At 68.6% G+C, this 14668-nt stretch carries 16 protein-coding genes and 1 tRNA gene; 10 read left to right on the top strand and 7 right to left on the bottom strand.

All coding sequences use genetic code 11. The features are described 5' to 3' along the window. Positions 1-2 precede the first annotated feature (2 nt). Positions 3-374: a DUF1778 domain-containing protein gene (locus H0W38_RS01430; protein WP_292450731.1), complete on the top strand. Its 372-nt coding sequence runs from the start codon at positions 3-5 to the stop codon at positions 372-374. Then, positions 295-819 (top strand): GNAT family N-acetyltransferase, encoded by a 525-nt coding sequence (locus H0W38_RS01425; protein ID WP_292450730.1) that lies wholly within the window; start codon positions 295-297, stop codon positions 817-819. The genes H0W38_RS01430 and H0W38_RS01425 overlap by 80 nt, the downstream gene beginning before the upstream one ends. A 140-nt stretch (positions 820-959) precedes the next feature. Here H0W38_RS01425 and H0W38_RS01420 read toward each other — a convergent pair. The 4 genes from H0W38_RS01420 to H0W38_RS01405 all read right to left on the bottom strand — a co-directional run bounded on the left by H0W38_RS01420 (position 960) and on the right by H0W38_RS01405 (position 3862). Next, positions 960-1050, bottom strand: a tRNA-Ser gene (locus H0W38_RS01420). Positions 1051-1102: 52 nt separating this feature from the next. Then, positions 1103-2410: a serine--tRNA ligase gene (serS, locus tag H0W38_RS01415; protein WP_292450729.1), complete on the bottom strand. Its 1308-nt coding sequence runs from the start codon at positions 2408-2410 to the stop codon at positions 1103-1105. A 4-nt stretch (positions 2411-2414) separates the two neighbouring features. After that, positions 2415-3401, bottom strand: coding sequence for a 4-hydroxy-3-methylbut-2-enyl diphosphate reductase (gene ispH / locus H0W38_RS01410; protein WP_292450728.1), 987 nt, complete (start codon positions 3399-3401; stop codon positions 2415-2417). Further along, entirely contained in the window at positions 3398-3862 is a 465-nt protein-coding gene (locus H0W38_RS01405) for an FKBP-type peptidyl-prolyl cis-trans isomerase (protein ID WP_292450727.1), read from the bottom strand. Before H0W38_RS01405 ends, ispH begins: the two co-directional genes overlap by 4 nt. Before the next feature lie 173 nt (positions 3863-4035). Here H0W38_RS01405 and radC point away from each other — a divergent pair, with 173 nt between their 5' ends. The 4 genes from radC to H0W38_RS01385 all read left to right on the top strand — a co-directional run bounded on the left by radC (position 4036) and on the right by H0W38_RS01385 (position 7921). Continuing rightward, positions 4036-4710 carry a DNA repair protein RadC gene (gene radC / locus H0W38_RS01400; RefSeq protein ID WP_292450726.1) on the top strand — a complete coding sequence of 225 codons (675 nt, stop codon included), beginning with the start codon at positions 4036-4038 and terminating at the stop codon, positions 4708-4710. Between the two features lie 86 nt (positions 4711-4796). Next, positions 4797-5414 (top strand): Smr/MutS family protein, encoded by a 618-nt coding sequence (locus tag H0W38_RS01395; RefSeq protein ID WP_292450735.1) that lies wholly within the window; start codon positions 4797-4799, stop codon positions 5412-5414. Between the two features lie 123 nt (positions 5415-5537). Then, positions 5538-6782 carry an MFS transporter gene (locus H0W38_RS01390; protein WP_367161562.1) on the top strand — a complete coding sequence of 415 codons (1245 nt, stop codon included), beginning with the start codon at positions 5538-5540 and terminating at the stop codon, positions 6780-6782. Further along, positions 6779-7921 (top strand): hypothetical protein, encoded by a 1143-nt coding sequence (locus H0W38_RS01385; protein ID WP_292450725.1) that lies wholly within the window; start codon positions 6779-6781, stop codon positions 7919-7921. The genes H0W38_RS01390 and H0W38_RS01385 overlap by 4 nt, the downstream gene beginning before the upstream one ends. A 51-nt stretch (positions 7922-7972) precedes the next feature. Here H0W38_RS01385 and H0W38_RS01380 read toward each other — a convergent pair whose 3' ends face one another. The 3 genes from H0W38_RS01380 to H0W38_RS01370 are packed head-to-tail and all read right to left on the bottom strand — an operon-like array spanning position 7973 to position 10014. Then, positions 7973-8410, bottom strand: coding sequence for a group II truncated hemoglobin (locus tag H0W38_RS01380; RefSeq protein WP_292450724.1), 438 nt, complete (start codon positions 8408-8410; stop codon positions 7973-7975). 49 nt (positions 8411-8459) lie between these two features. Continuing rightward, the gene (locus tag H0W38_RS01375) at positions 8460-9251 is read right to left on the bottom strand and encodes a MinD/ParA family protein (RefSeq protein ID WP_292450723.1); all 792 of its coding nucleotides are present in this window, start codon (positions 9249-9251) and stop codon (positions 8460-8462) included. Positions 9252-9267: 16 nt separating this feature from the next. Further along, the gene (locus H0W38_RS01370; protein ID WP_292450722.1) at positions 9268-10014 is read right to left on the bottom strand and encodes a GGDEF domain-containing protein; all 747 of its coding nucleotides are present in this window, start codon (positions 10012-10014) and stop codon (positions 9268-9270) included. Positions 10015-10247: 233 nt separating this feature from the next. Here H0W38_RS01370 and H0W38_RS01365 point away from each other — a divergent pair, with 233 nt between their 5' ends. From H0W38_RS01365 to H0W38_RS01350, 4 genes are all read left to right on the top strand, one after another. Further along, positions 10248-11081: a CheR family methyltransferase gene (locus H0W38_RS01365; protein WP_292450733.1), complete on the top strand. Its 834-nt coding sequence runs from the start codon at positions 10248-10250 to the stop codon at positions 11079-11081. 5 nt (positions 11082-11086) lie between these two features. Then, positions 11087-11803, top strand: a complete 717-nt coding sequence (gene cheD / locus H0W38_RS01360; RefSeq protein WP_292450721.1) for a chemoreceptor glutamine deamidase CheD — start codon at positions 11087-11089, stop codon at positions 11801-11803. Positions 11804-11831: 28 nt separating this feature from the next. Beyond that, positions 11832-12902 (top strand): chemotaxis response regulator protein-glutamate methylesterase, encoded by a 1071-nt coding sequence (locus H0W38_RS01355; protein WP_292450720.1) that lies wholly within the window; start codon positions 11832-11834, stop codon positions 12900-12902. A gap of 145 nt (positions 12903-13047) precedes the next feature. After that, entirely contained in the window at positions 13048-14523 is a 1476-nt protein-coding gene (locus H0W38_RS01350; RefSeq protein WP_292450719.1) for a PLP-dependent aminotransferase family protein, read from the top strand. Positions 14524-14668 lie beyond the last annotated feature (145 nt).

Here is a 14668-nt window from a genome sequence, read left to right as displayed (position 1 = left end):
TCATGCTGACCGAAACGACCGAGACCAACAAAGCGCGCGGCGCGCGCTTGGAAGCCCGTGTCACGACGGATCAGAAGGCGCTGCTGCAGCATGCAGCCGCCCTGTCGGGCCGCACCTTGAGCGAGTTCGTGGTGGCCAGCGCCCAGGAAGCCGCCGCCAAGCTTATCCAGGAGCACGAAGCCATCCGCCTGACCCGCAAAGAGCAAATCGCGTTCGTGTCCGCGTTGCTCAATCCTCCCCCCCCGGCGCCCGTCTGCGCAAAGCCGCCGCCTAGTACCGCCAGCAGATGGGGCAGTGATTGCTCAAACCGGTCACGCCTACCGCGTCGCGCCCCTCGCCAAGAGCCACGATCGCAGCGCATTCGCGTGCGGTAGTGACGCGCTTGACCGCTACCTGCGGCAGCAGGCCCGGCAGGACGCCGAGAAGCGCGTCGCTGCACCTTTTGTGCTCGTAGCGCCTCCGGCCAGCACCGTACTGGGCTACTACACCCTGTCTGCCTCGATCATCACCGCCGACGAACTGCCTGCCGAGCTGAGCAAGAAGCTTCCGCGCTATCCGCAGATGCCGGTGACGCTGCTCGGCAGACTTGCCGTCGATCAAGGCCAAAAAGGCAAGGGTCTCGGCGAGTTTTTGCTGATGGATGCGCTGCACCGCAGCCTTGACGCCGCAGACCGGATCGCGGCGATGGCCATCGTGGTCGATGCCAAGGACGCCGCGGGCGAAGCGTTCTACAAACACTTCGATTTCTGGCCGCTGCAGCAGCAGCCAACCCGCCTGTTCCTGCCGATGAAGATCGTGGCAGGGTTGTTCCCGGAGTGATGGGGATGGTCACCAGACACCCGCGAACCAGGCAAGAGAACGCCGTGCGCCAGCCGGGCGAGCACCCCGCGCACGGACGCTGGTTAAAGCATGGGTAGGAAAGCAAAACGGGCCGCGAAGGCCCGTATTTGCTTGATTCATGGCGGAGAGGGAGGGATTCGAACCCTCGGTGCGGTTATACCGCACGCCTGATTTCGAGTCAGGTACATTCGACCACTCTGCCACCTCTCCAGATGAAAACCGTGGTCTCGCCGGGGTCGGCGAAGCCGGCAAGTATAGGGGATCAGGCGCGCAGAACCTCGGTGCCGCCGAGGTAGGTCCGGAGCACCGCCGGCACAGCGATGGAGCCATCGGCCTGCTGCCCGTTCTCCAGCACCGCGACCAGCGCGCGCCCCACCGCCAAGCCCGAACCGTTGAGCGTGTGCACCAGCTCGTTCTTGCCAGACGCGGCCCGAAAACGCGTTTGCATGCGGCGCGCCTGGAACGCTTCGCAGTTGGAGCACGAGCTGATCTCGCGGTAGGTGTCCTGCGCCGGCAGCCAGACCTCGAGGTCGTAGGTCTTGGCCGCGCCGAAGCCCATGTCGCCGCTGCACAGCAGCACGACGCGATAAGGCAGTTCGAGCTTCTTCAGGATCGCCTCGGCATGGCCCACCATCTGCTCGAGCGCTGCATCGCTGGTGTCGGGCGTCGTGACCTGCACCATCTCGACCTTGTCGAACTGGTGCTGGCGAATCATGCCGCGCGTGTCGCGCCCGGCGCTGCCGGCTTCGGAGCGGAAGCACGGGCTGTGGGCGGTGAGCCTGATCGGCAGTTGCGCCGCGTCGAGGACCTGCTCGCGCACGCTGTTGGTGAGCGAAATCTCGGACGTGGAGATGAGGTACTGCGTCGTCGCCTCGCTGTCGCCGCCGCGCGTCACCCAGAACATGTCCGCTTCGAACTTGGGCAACTGGCCGGTGCCTTCGAGCACTTCACGGTTCACGATGTAGGGCGTATAGCACTCGGTGTAGCCGTGCTCCTGGGTCTGCACGTCGAGCATGAAGGTGGCCAGCGCGCGGTGCAGCCGCGCGATCGGCCCGCGCAGGAAGGAAAAGCGCGCGCCGGACAGCTTGGCCGCGGTGTCGAAGTCCAGACCCAGCGGCGCGCCCAGCTCGACGTGATCCCGCGGCGTGAAATCGAAGCGGGGCGGCGCATCGCCCCGCGGGCTCCAGCGCCGCACCTCGACGTTGCCGCCCTCGTCCGCACCGACCGGCACGCTCGGCTGCGGCAGGTTGGGCAAGGCCATCAGCAGCGCGTGCAGGTCGGTCTGGATTGCCTCCAGCCGCTCGGCGCCGGTCTTCAGCGCGTCCGCCAAGCCGGCCACTTCGGCCATCACCGCAGCCGTGTCCTCGCCCTTGGCCTTGAGCTGACCGATCTGCTTGGAAAGCTGGTTGCGCCGCGCCTGCAACTCTTCGGTGCGGGTCTGGAGGGCCTTGCGTTCAGCCTCCAGCGAAGTGAATCGCTCCACGTCGAGAAAGGGCTGCGGAGACTGGCGCGCCTGCAGGCGGGCGACGACGCCGTCGAGGTCTTTGCGCAGCACGGTGATGTCGAGCATGGCGTTATTCGAAGCCTCGCATCGACTTGTCGCCCAGGCCCAAGGGCAGCGGGAACTGCACGTTCTCCTGAACGCCGGTGATCTTGCGCACCGACACCGCCCCGAGCGCGCGCAGCCGATCGATCACCTGCTGCACCAGCAGCTCGGGCGCGGAAGCGCCCGCGGTCAGACCGACGCGTCCGTGGCCGTCGAACCACTGGGGCTGCAGCTCTTCCGCCGAATCGACCATGTAGGCCGGCGTACCGAGCCGCTCGGCCAGCTCGCGCAGGCGGGTGCTGTTGGAGCTGGTCGGGCTGCCCACGACCACCAGCACGTCGACCTGCGGCGCCAGCACCTTGACGGCGTCCTGGCGGTTTTGCGTGGCATAGCAGATGTCCTGCTGCTTGGGCTCGCGCACCTGCGGGAAGCGCTTTTTCACGGCGGCCAGGATCTCGGCGGCGTCGTCCACCGACAGCGTGGTCTGCGTCACCACCGCCAGCCGCTCGGGCTGGCCGATCTGCAGGCGCTCGACGTCTTTCACGTCTTCCACGAGATGAATGCCTTCCGAGAGCTGACCCATCGTGCCCTCGACCTCGGGGTGGCCCTTGTGGCCGATCATGATGAAGTCGAAGCCTTCCTTGTGCAGCTTGGCGACTTCCACGTGCACCTTGGTCACCAGCGGGCAGGTGGCGTCGAACACCGAGAACCCGCGCGCCCTGGCTTCGTCGCGCACCGCGCGGCTCACGCCGTGGGCGCTGAAGACGAGCGTTGCGCCGGGCGGCACGTCGGCCAGATCCTCGATGAAGATGGCGCCCTTGGTCTTGAGATCGTTGACGACGTAGGTGTTGTGCACGATCTCGTGGCGCACGTAGATGGGCGCACCGAACTTGCGGATGGCGCGCTCGACGATCTCGATCGCGCGGTCCACGCCGGCGCAAAAGCCGCGCGGCTCGGCCAGCAGCACGTCGGTCACGCCGCCTTGTTCGTCACCGCTGACTCGTTCCAGGCTCATTCGAGCACCCCGATCACATGCACTTCGAAAGACAGCGGCCGGCCGGCCAGCGGATGGTTGAAGTCGAACAGCGCCCAGTCCTCGTCCTGCGGGCCCAGCTCGCGCAGCACGCCGGCGAAGCGCCCCTGGCCGCCGGGCGTGGGGAACTGCAACACGTCGCCCACGCTGTAGGTCTCGTTCGGGTCGCCGTGTTCGCGCAGCACCGCCAGCGCCACGCGCTGCAGCAGCTCGGGATTGCGATCGCCGAAGGCTTCGCCCGGCGCAAGCTCGAAGCGAGCGCGGGTGCCCTCGGTCAGGCCCAGCAGGCGCTGCTCCATGGCCGGCGCCAGCTCGCCGGAACCCAGCGACAAGGTGGCCGGGTTGTCGCCGAAGGTGTTGATGAGGTCCGCGCCATCGGCGCCGGCGAGCCGGTAGTGCAAGGTCAGGAAAGACCCGGAGCGAACCTGTTGAAGCTGTTCCAAGGGCAGCGCTTTCGCTTCGATAGACTGCGGCGATTGTAGTTTTTGCGTTCTGCCCCTCGCGGGGCACCGGCTTGCCGGAAACGTCGCTCCTTTTCCCGGAGTAACGCGGCAGCCACCGGCGGGCGGGGCCGACGCGCCGTGTCCGCCCCCTGCCCCACCCGAGCCCTTCCGCCATGTCGTTCGATCAGCTGCCCCTCGAGGCGCGCCCTAGAGAAAAGCTGCTCTCCCGCGGGCCGGCAGCGCTGGCCGATGCCGAACTGCTGGCGCTGCTGCTGCGCACCGGCACGGCGGGGCAAGACGTGCTGCAGATGGCGCAGGCCCTGCTCGATCAGTTCGGCGGTCTCGGCGGCCTGATGGCGGCCGAGCCGCAGGCGCTGCTGCGTGTGCGGGGGCTCGGCCCGGCCAAGCGCGCCGAGCTGGCCGCCGTGCTGGAGATCGCGCGCCGCACGCTGGTCGAGCGGCTGAGCGCTGCGCCGGTGTTCGATGCGCCGCAGACGGTCAGGGACTACCTGCGGCTGCAACTCGCCGGCCTGCAGCACGAAGTCTTCGCCGTGCTTTTTCTCGACAGCCAGCAGCGGCTGCTCGCTTTCGAGGAGTTGTTCCGCGGCACGCTGTCGCAGGCCAGCGTGTATCCGCGCGAGGTGGTCAAGCGCGCCCTGGCGCTCAATGCTGCCGCCGCGATCCTGGCGCACAACCACCCCTCGGGCGTGGCCGAACCCTCGCGGGCCGACGAAGTGCTCACGCAGACGCTCAAGGCCGCGTTGGCGCTGGTGGACGTGCGCGTGCTCGACCACTTCGTCGTCTCGCGCGGCGGCGTGGTGTCGTTTGCCGAGCGGGGCTTGCTGTGAACGCACCGCCCCTGCGCCGCCGCGGCTCGAGGTCCCGCGCGAGCGAGCGTGAGCGCCCCGCCGCCCCGTCCACCGGCCTGCACGGACTGGGCTCACTCAAGCGCCAGCTCGACGAAGCGGCGCGCGAAAGCAAGCTGCGTGAAGCACAGCAGCTCGCCCGCGAACTGGCGCTGCGCCGCGAGCGCGACCTGTTCGTGCACAGCGTCGGCCCGGTCACGCCCCTCAAGGCCGCGGCCCGCGCGGCGATGGCCCGGCCGCGGCCCGAGCCGGTGCCGGTGCAGCGCCAGCGCGACGAGGCCGCGGTGCTGCGCGAGGCGCTGTCGGACGACTTCGACGTGGAGTCGCTGCTCGACACCGACGAGGCCCTGTCCTTTCGCCGCGACGGTGTCGGCATCGACGTGGTTCGCAAACTGCGTCGCGGCGGCTGGACCATCCAGGCCCAGCTCGACCTGCACGGCCTGCGCCGTGACGAAGCCCGCGAGCGCCTGGCCGGCTTCCTGCGCGACGCGGCCCGACACGGTCTGCGCTGCGTGCGCGTAGTGCACGGCAAGGGCAACGGCTCGCCGGGCCGTCAGGCGGTGCTCAAGGGCAAAGTGCGCAGTTGGCTGGTGCAAAAGAGCGAGGTGCTCGCTTTCGTGCAGGCGCGGGGTTCGGAGGGCGGCGCGGGCGCGCTGGTGGTGCTGCTCGGTCCCGCTGCGCCGTAGCGGCTTCGGGCGGGCGGCGCAAACCGCTGACCACGCGAACCAGGGGGAGGTACCGTTACGTCGACGATCGCATCGGATTACGCTCTCGGACCCGGCCGACCGTTCCACCCGAACTCCAGCGGCATGTACCCACTCGACCCGAAGAAGCTCGATGCGCTGCGCGCGGGGCGTTGGTCGGGCATCGGCCCGAACGTGTTCTGTCTGGGCATGACAAGCATGTTGACCGACATCTCGGCCGAGATGGTGTCGTCGATCCTGCCGATCTACATGGTGTTCGCGCTGCGCCTGTCGCCGCTTCAGCTGGGCGTCGTCGATGGCGTGTACCAGGGTGCGGCCGCCGTCGCCCAGCTGGCGAGCGGTCTGCTCGCCGATCGCTGGCGCCGCCATCGAGAGGTGGCTGCGGCAGGCTATGCGCTCTCGGCGGTCTGCAAGCTCGGGCTGCTTGCCGCAGGCAACGCCTGGGGTGTCCTGTCGGGCGTCATCGCGCTCGATCGCTTCGGCAAGGGCATTCGGACCGTCCCTCGCGACGCCTTGATTTCGCTCAGCAGCGCCCCTGAGCGCCTGGGCCTCGCGTTCGGTGTGCATCGCGCCTTCGACACGGCCGGCGCTTTGCTCGGTCCACTCGTGGCCTTTGCGATCCTCGCGCTGCTGCCGGGGACGTATGACCTCATATTCGTCACCAGCTTCTTCGTTGCGATCGTCGGCATTGCCGTACTGATGCTGTTCGTTCGCAACGTTCGGGCGGCAGCCGGTACCGTGGCGAGCGAATCGCCCTCGCTAGCCAACGCCTTCGGACTGCTGCGCGAGCGCCGGTTTCGTGCCATCGTGCTTGCCGGGTCGGCGCTCGGCCTCGTGACCGTCGCGGATTCGTTCTTCTATCTCATGCTTCAGCGCACGACGTCGATGGATGTGGGCTTCTTCCCGCTGCTCTACGTCGCCACGGCAATGACCTACCTGCTGCTCGCGATACCGGCCGGCCGGCTCGGCGACCGGATCGGCCGAGGCCGCGTGTTCCTGCTCGGACAAGCCTTGCTGGTGTGCGCGTGCGCGAGCTTGTTCGCATCAGGCTCGAGTGTATTCATGGGGCTGCTTTCGCTGGCGCTGCTCGGCGCTTACTACGCATGCACCGACGGTGTCCTGATGGCCGCGGCGAGCGGTCTGTTGCCTGCCCCCTTGCTGGCGAGCGGACTCGCGATCCTGACCACGGCCACAGGGCTTTCACGGCTTGTCTCGTCGGTGATGTTCGGCGCGGCGTGGGACGGGTGGGGGATCGAAGTCGCGCTCGTGCTCTTCGCCGGCGGCCTCGCCGTTGCCGCGCTGTTCACGTCGCGAATCTGGATGCGTCTGCACACGAGCCGGGGACCATGAGCGCACCCCTCGGCGAACAGGTCGGCAGCAGCCAGGCGCCCGGCGGAGCCTTGCGTCGCACCCGCGTGCTGCTGTTCTCGGCGGTGGTGGTGGTGAGCGCAGCGGCCGTCGCGGGCTACGCCGCGCACGCCGCCTCGCGCGCGAAAGCTGCGGCGGCGGCCGGCCCGCTGTCGGTCGTGCCGCTCGATGCGCTGCCGTCGTTGCCTTCGGCAGCATCAGGGCAATCCGCTGCCTCGTCCGCGCTCGAGGGCCTGGGCGAAGGCCCCTACATGCTGTTTCGCAGCACCGCGCTGGGCGAGACTTACGGTCGCGTAAGCCTCGAGGGCCTCGAGGCTCGAAACAGGCAGCGGTTCGTCACGTCGCTGAGCTGCGATCGGGTGCATTTCGCCGCCGGGCGCGGCATCTGTCTGCAGGCCCGGCGTGGCGTGCTGACGACCTATCGCGCCCATGTCTTCGACCGCAATTTCACCATCGCGCACAGCATGGCGCTGGCCGGCGCCCCGAGCCGCGCAAGGATGTCTTCCGACGGACGCCTGGCCGCCATGACCGTGTTCGTCACCGGGCACTCGTACCTGAGTGCGGACTTCTCCACCCGCACGTCCATCATCGACGCGGCAAGCGGAAAAGTGATCGTCGACGACCTCGAGACGATGCCGGTGCTGCGCGAAGGCGTGCCCGTCAAGGCCTCCGATATCAACTTCTGGGGCGTGACCTTCGCCCGACGCAGCGGACACTTCTATGCAACGCTCGCAACGGAAGGAAAGCTCTACCTCGTCGAAGGCGATCTCGCAGCAAGGCAGATGCGGGTGATCCACGAGGACGTCGAATGCCCGTCGCTGTCGCCAGACGGCACGATGGTCGCTTTCAAGCGGCGAGTTCCCGCAGGCGGTTCCGGGCGGCTCATGTGGCGGCTGCATGTGCTCGAGTTGGCCAGCGGCAAAGTCACACCGCTGCCGGCCGAAACGCGCGATGTCGACGACCAGGTGGAATGGCTCGGCAACCGCGAGATCGTCTACGCGTTGCCGCACGATGCGCCGAACGCCGCGGCCTCGACGAACAGCTGGGCCTTGGCAATTGACGGGACCACCCCGCCCCGCCTGCTGGTCGCGCTCGCGTTCTCTCCCGCTGTGGTCCGGTAGTGCCTCTCGCCTGCCCGGTGCCCGTGCTGGGACGGCTCACCGCGGCGGCTCTCAGTTCGCGGCCGCAGCGGTGCCCTGGTTTCTCATCCAGTCGGCCGTGTTGGCGAGCGAAGCCTTCAGCCGCTCTGCAAGCGCCGCATCGATCCCGCATTCCTGCATCGCCTGCGCCATGCAAGCGAGCCACTGATCGCGCTCGCGCACGCCGATGGCATACGGAAGATGCCGCGCGCGCAGCCGCGGATGCCCGTAGCGCTGGACAAAGAGGTCCGGCCCGCCGAGCCAGCCGCTCAGGAACATGAAGAGCTTGTCGCGCGAGCCTTCGGTCGTGCTCGGATGCAGCGCGCGCAGTTCGCGCAAGCCGGGCTCCAGGTCCATCAGGTCGTAGAAGCGATCGACCAGGGCGCGCAGCGCGGCTTCGCCGCCGAGTTGCGCATACGGTGTGTCGCTGGCGTCGGCTCGCTGGCGAGGGTCGGGAAGAATCGCAGACATGGCAATGAAAAGGTGAGGACGCGGCTTGCGCTTGCAAGCGGTCGGAAGATCAGGGACTCAGGCGCGCAGCCAGCACAACGATCGCCTGTGCCGCCGGCGACCCGGGCAGCGTCTCGACGACGAGCTGGCGTTTCTTGACCGCTTCGCGCACGGCGCCGTCGTAGGGCACGTCGCCGAGCAGGTTGATGCGCACCGGCGCCTCGACCGACGGGCTCACGAAACGGTCCACGACCTGCTGCAGCTGGGTGGCCACGCCGCGGCCATCGCCGCCGCGCGCCACCTGGTTGACCACCAGGCGCAGCTCACGGCGCGACTGCTGCAAGGCCAGCACCTTGATCGTCGCGTAGGCGTCGGTCATGGAGGTGGGCTCCGGAGTCGCCACGATGAGCACCTCGTCGGCCAGCGACACGGTGTAGAGCACCACTTCGGAGATGCCCGCGCCGGTGTCGAGCAGCACCACGTCGAAGCGCGGCTTCACCTCTTCGATCACGGTCATCAAGCGCTCGCGCACTTCGGGGGTGAGCCGCGAATACTCCACCAGCCCCGAGCCGGCCAGGATCACGGAAAAGCCGCCCGGCGCCAACAGCACCGCCTGCTCCAGCGTGGCCGTGCCGGTGAACACATCGTGCAGCGTGATCTTCGGGTGCAAGTTGAGCACCACGTCGAGGTTGGCCAAGCCGAGGTCTGCGTCGAGCACCAGCACTTTGAGCCCGCGCCGCGACAGGGCGGCGGCGAGGTTGGCCGAGAAGAAGGTCTTGCCGACGCCGCCCTTGCCGCTGGTTACGGCGAGGATGCGCGCGCGCGAAGCGGCGGAATGTGCAGGAGAGGCGGGCGCGTTCATGACGACGGGTCGCTGGTTAGGGCTGTCGAGTGGACTGGAATTCGTCCGGGCCATCCAAGGATGCAAAGGCGCTGGCGGCGAACAGCAGGCTCTTCTCCTCGGCGCTCACGTTCGATACCGCGGCCGGCTCCAGGCAGCTGCGGTTGCGGCCCTCGGCCTTGGCGCGGTAGAGCTGCGCGTCGGCGCGCTGCATCCACAGCTTTGCCGACGATCGCACCCAGGGCGGCGCGAACGCGCCGCCGGCGCTGAGCGTGACGCTCAATGCCGTGGCAGCACCGTCCCTGATGACATGCGACTCGACGGTGCGCCGCATGCGCTCGGCGACCGCAGCCCCGAAAACCGGCGGGCAGCTCGGCAGCACGATGGCGAATTCCTCGCCGCCGTAGCGCACCAGCGTGTCCATCGGCCGCACGCACTGCTGAAGGCAGGCCGCCACGGCTTGCAGCACCACGTCGCCCACGGCGTGACCGTAGGTATCGTTGACGCGCTTGAAGTGATCGATGTCGAGCAAGAGCACCAGGGCCGATTCGCCCGAGCGCGCCACGCGGTCGACCTCGTGCTCGAGCGTCATCTCGAGCTGGCGGCGGTTGGCCAGGCCGGTGAGCGCGTCGCGGCTGGAAAGATCGCACAGCGCATCGATCACCTGCTGCAGCCAGGCACCATCGCGCGGCCCCGGCGCAGGCGCGCGCCCCGCACGGCGCAGGAGTTGCAGCGCGGCCTCCAGCTGGAGGCCCTCAGGCGCATTGGGACGGGACAGGCTCAAGATCGCCGCAGTCTAGCGGCGCCCGCCCGCCACCAGACGGCGAACTGGCCGCGATCCGCCCGCTTTCTCGTCGGCTCCGAACACCCCGCGGACGGCCAAACTGCCGGCGAACCTCACTGCGAGCCACGAACCGTGCCACCTCCGGCGGCATCGGCCGATCGTTCGACCCTGCCCGAGCCCCCTTCCCGATGAGCGCCGCGCTGTCTCCCGTTTTGCTCGAACCCTATGCCGCAATGGCGGCGCCGGCCGCACCCGATCGCGAGTTCAGCTTCGACCGCCCCGACTTCGAGCGTGTGCGAGAGCTGATCTACCAGCGTGCCGGCATCAGCCTGCAGCCCGGCAAGCAGGCGATGGTCTACAGCCGCCTCTCACGGCGCCTGCGCGAGACGGGCCACCGTTCGTTCGCCGAATACCTTGCGCAGCTCGAACGCGGCGGCGCGGGCGAAGCCGAATGGCAGGAGTTCGTCAATTGCCTGACTACCAACCTGACAAACTTCTTCCGCGAGGAGCATCACTTCCCGCTGCTCGCCCAGGCGCTGCAGCAGCGGCGCGGCAAGCCGCTGCGCATCTGGTGCAACGCGGCTTCCACTGGCGAAGAGCCCTACTCGCTGGCCATGACGGTGGCCGAGACGCTCGGCGAGCAGGCCAGCGTGAAGATTCTTGCGAGCGACATCGACACCAAGGTGCTCGCCGCCGCCAGCCGCGGCGTCTACGACGCCGACGCGCGCGGCCTGACACCCGAGCGGCTCAAGGCGCACTTCCTGCGCGGCATGGGTGCGAACGCCGGCGCCATCCGCGTCAAGCCCGAGTTGCAGCGGCTCATCGAATTCCGCAGCTTCAATCTGATGTCGACAAGCTGGTCGCTCGGCGAGCCCTTCGACATCGTGTTCTGCCGCAACGTGATGATCTATTTCGACGCTGCCACGCAACGACGCGTGCTCGACAGCATGCACCGCGCCATGAAGCCGGGCGGACTGCTCTTCGTGGGCCACTCCGAGAATTTCACCGACATGCGCGAGCTGTTCCGTCTGCGCGGCAAGACGGTGTACGAGCGCGTCGGCGGCTGACCCTCATGTCGATGCCAAGCCGCAGCCGCACGGCGCCCCTCCCCCGCACGAACAGCGCCTCGTCGAGGCCCCCGACCGCGCCATTCTCACGCGACGCGTCGCAGCTGGAGCGGCTCAAGGCCGCGCCACGCAAACCGGGCGAAGCGTCCTTCTTCTTCTTCGAGCCGCACTTCGGGGCCGACGCGGTCAAGGTGCTGCCCGGCGAATACTTCGTGCACGACCAGGACCTGGCGATCCTGACCACCCTGGGCTCGTGCATCGCCGCGTGCCTGTGGGACCGCGAGCGCCGCGTCGGCGGCCTCAACCACTTCATGCTGCCCGAGCTGGGCGCCACCGCCACCGGCCTCGATTCCGGCCGCTACGGCTCCTATGCGATGGAGCTGCTGATCAACGAGCTGCTCAAACGCGGTGCCAGCCGCCTGACCCTCGAGGCCAAGGTATTCGGCGGCGGCGCCGTGATTTCCGGCATGGAAAGCCTCAACGTCGGCGAGCGCAACACCACCTTCGTGCTCGACTATCTGAAGACCGAGCGGATCCCCGTGGTGAGCATGGACGTTCTCGACATCTATCCACGCAAGGTCTGCTTTTTTCCGGCCAGCGGCAAGGCGATGGTCAAGCGCCTGGCCGCGAGCAACCCCGAGGCGCTGGTCGCGCAGGACCGCGCGGCCGCCCGCAAGCCCTTGCCTGCTGCCAGCGGCGCGGGCTCGGTCGAACTTTTCTGAGAACCCGAACCAGCGACAAGGGCGCAGCATGATCAAGACGCGTGTAGTGGTGGTGGACGATTCGGCGCTGGTGCGCAGCCTGCTCGGCGAGATCATCAACCGCCAGCCCGACATGGCCTGCGTCGGCGCGGCCGCCGACCCGTTCATAGCGCGCGAGATGATCCGCAGCCTCGACCCCGACGTCATCACGCTCGACATCGAGATGCCCCGCATGGACGGCATCGACTTTCTCGGCAAGCTCATGCGTCTGCGGCCCATGCCGGTGGTGATGGTCTCCACGCTCACCGAGCGCGGCGCGGAAGTCACGCTCAAGGCGCTGGAGCTCGGCGCGGTCGATTTCGTGGCCAAGCCCAAGATCGGCGTGGCCGACGGCCTGCGCCAGCTCGGCCAGGACATCACCGACAAGATCCGCAGCGCTGCGCGTGCCAAGGTGCAAAAACTCGTGACTCCGCCGCCCGGCGCGCCGGCGCGCGCGGTGGTGGCCGGCCTGGGGCGGCTCTCGACGGAAAAGATCGTCTTCATCGGCGCGTCCACCGGCGGCACCGAAGCCACCAAGGAAGTGCTCATGGGCCTGCCGCCCGATGCACCCGGCGTGGTGATCACCCAGCACATGCCGCCCGGCTTCACCAAGAGCTACGCCGCGCGGCTCGACAGCCTGGCGCGCATCCGCGTGGCCGAGGCGCGCGACGGCGAACGCATCCTGCCCGGCCACGCCTACCTCGCGCCCGGCGGCCTGCACCTGAGCGTGGAGCGCAGCGGCGCGAACTACATCTGCCGTGTGCAGGACGGTGAGCCGGTCAACCGCCACAAGCCCAGCGTCGAAGTGCTGTTCAACTCCGCCGCGCGGGTGGTCGGGCCCAATGCGCTGGGCATCATGCTCACCGGCATGGGCGCCGACGGCGCGAAGGCGATGCGCGCGATGCGCGACGCCGGCGCCTATAACCTGTGCCAGGACGAAGCGAGCTGCGTTGTCTTCGGCATGCCGCGCGAGGCGATTGCTGCGGGGGCGGCGCACCAGGTGTTGCCGCTGGGGCAGATTGCGCCGCATCTGTTGGAGAGGTTGCGGGCGACGGCGGGGATGTCGACGAATCGGGTGTAGGCGCGGGCGTCGATCACGAGCGCCCGACCGACGTCCAAGCCGACGAATCGGTCCTTGACTGTCCGTGGGTCGCGACAATGGCCCGTCGGCAGGGCGGCCGGCCCCTCGGTTCGGCTGCCCTCGACCCCGACCGCCTGGAGCCGATTTGCAGCTTCCGATTTCCATCGATAACAGCAGCACCTCGACCCTGCAGTCGCAGATCGTCGAGCAGATGCGTGCGCTCATCGAGCAGGGACGTCTGGCGCCGGGCGCGCCGGTGCCGACCACGCGAGAGCTCGGCAAGCAGATGGGCGTCTCGCGCAACACGATCACAAGCGCCTACGAAACGCTGATCGGCCAGGGCTACCTTTACACCGAGCGCGCGGTCGGCACCTTCGTCTGCAAGACGCTGCCCGACGCATTCATGCGCCCGCAGGGCACCGGTCTGCCGGCGCGCACGGGCAGCCCCTACCGCGCGCTCAACCTGCCGCTTCCCTACACGGGCAGGGGCCCGCCCGGCCTGCACCGGCCCACGCCCGGCGGCATCACGGTCGATTTCGTGTTCGGGCGCTCCTCGGCGCGCTCGTTTCCCGAGAAGGCCTGGAGAAGGATCCTCACCGACTGCCTCGGCGGGGCGTCCGAGCGGATGAGCGAATACAGCCATCCGGGCGGCATCGCCGAGCTGCGCCAGCTCATCACCAGCCACCTCGGGCCGGCCCGCGGCATGGTGGTTTCGGCCGAGCAAGTACTGCTGGTCGCGGGCTTCCAGCAAGGCATCAACCTCGCGGGCCATCTGTTCGTCGGCACCAACACGCCGGTCGTCATGGAGGCGCCGACCTACCGCGGCGCGGCCTTTCTGTTCGAAAGCTACGGCAGCCGGATCATCGCGGTCCCCGTCGATCAACACGGCATCGACGTCGGGCGCCTGCCGGCCGCAAGGGTCAAGCTCGTGTACGTGACGCCCTCGCATCAGTTTCCGACCGGTGTCACGATGCCGCTGCACCGCCGCCTGGCGCTGCTGGAATGGGCCGCGAAGGCGGGCGCCTACATCCTGGAGGTCGACTACGACGCCGACTTCCGCTACGAGGGTTCTCCCCTGCCGTCGCTGCAGTCGCTCGATCGCAACGGCTGTGTCATCTACCTCAACTCCTTCTCGCGCTCGATCGGCCCGGGTCTGCGCATCGGCTACATGGTGGTGCCGCGCGATCTGATCCGGCCGGCCCTGACCATCAAGTCCCTGATGGACAACGGGCTGCCCTGGCTAGAGCAGGCCGCGCTGGCGCAGTTCATGCGCGAGGGCAGCTGGGAGACGCACGTCAAGAAGCTGCGGCACACCTACGAGCTGCGCCGCAACGCATTGCTGGAGGCCTTGCGCGCCGAGCTGCCCGGCGCAGCGGTGTCCGGGGCCGAGGCGGGCACGCATGTCTATCTCACCCTGCCTGCCGGCGCGCCGCGTGCCGCGCTGGTGCAGCAGGCCTGCCGAGCCCTCGGCGTAGGCGTCTATCCCCTGGCGGACAGCCCGGCCTGGCTCTACGAACACCTGGCAGACCACGAGCGCGGCCTGCTCATGGGCTACACCCACCTGAGCGAAGCGCAGATCCGGCGCGGCATCGCCGTGCTAGGCACCGCGCTCGCGGCCTGAGCCGGGGCCGGGACGACCCGGCGCGCGGCCCGCGTGGCGTCAAGAGGTCCGAGGGCTTCGATCGGTGTACTGCGTCGTGACTGGCACCGTCGAATTTTCGCGCACTGGCTCTATCGCGCGGGCAGCCGTTCTCCTAACTTCCGCT

This window comes from Methylibium sp. (assembly GCF_013817365.1).
Lineage (GTDB): Bacteria > Pseudomonadota > Gammaproteobacteria > Burkholderiales > Burkholderiaceae_C > Methylibium.
The sequence above is the reverse complement of the archived record's forward strand: the minus strand, read 5'-3'. Positions and strand labels throughout refer to the sequence as shown.

Bases quoted from the DNA above. Each gene is read 5' to 3' on its own strand.
- cheD (WP_292450721.1), top strand. From the start codon at position 11,087: ATGTCGATGCCAAGCCGCAGCCGCACGGCGCCCCTCCCCCGCACGAAC.
- serS (WP_292450729.1), bottom strand. From the start codon at position 2,410: ATGCTCGACATCACCGTGCTGCGCAAAGACCTCGACGGCGTCGTCGCC.
- H0W38_RS01385 (WP_292450725.1), top strand. From the start codon at position 6,779: ATGAGCGCACCCCTCGGCGAACAGGTCGGCAGCAGCCAGGCGCCCGGC.
- H0W38_RS01380 (WP_292450724.1), bottom strand. From the start codon at position 8,410: ATGTCTGCGATTCTTCCCGACCCTCGCCAGCGAGCCGACGCCAGCGAC.
- ispH (WP_292450728.1), bottom strand. From the start codon at position 3,401: ATGAGCCTGGAACGAGTCAGCGGTGACGAACAAGGCGGCGTGACCGAC.
- H0W38_RS01365 (WP_292450733.1), top strand. From the start codon at position 10,248: ATGGCGGCGCCGGCCGCACCCGATCGCGAGTTCAGCTTCGACCGCCCC.
- H0W38_RS01355 (WP_292450720.1), top strand. From the start codon at position 11,832: ATGATCAAGACGCGTGTAGTGGTGGTGGACGATTCGGCGCTGGTGCGC.
- radC (WP_292450726.1), top strand. From the start codon at position 4,036: ATGTCGTTCGATCAGCTGCCCCTCGAGGCGCGCCCTAGAGAAAAGCTG.
- H0W38_RS01375 (WP_292450723.1), bottom strand. From the start codon at position 9,251: ATGAACGCGCCCGCCTCTCCTGCACATTCCGCCGCTTCGCGCGCGCGC.
- H0W38_RS01390 (WP_367161562.1), top strand. From the start codon at position 5,538: ATGTACCCACTCGACCCGAAGAAGCTCGATGCGCTGCGCGCGGGGCGT.
- H0W38_RS01430 (WP_292450731.1), top strand. From the start codon at position 3: ATGCTGACCGAAACGACCGAGACCAACAAAGCGCGCGGCGCGCGCTTG.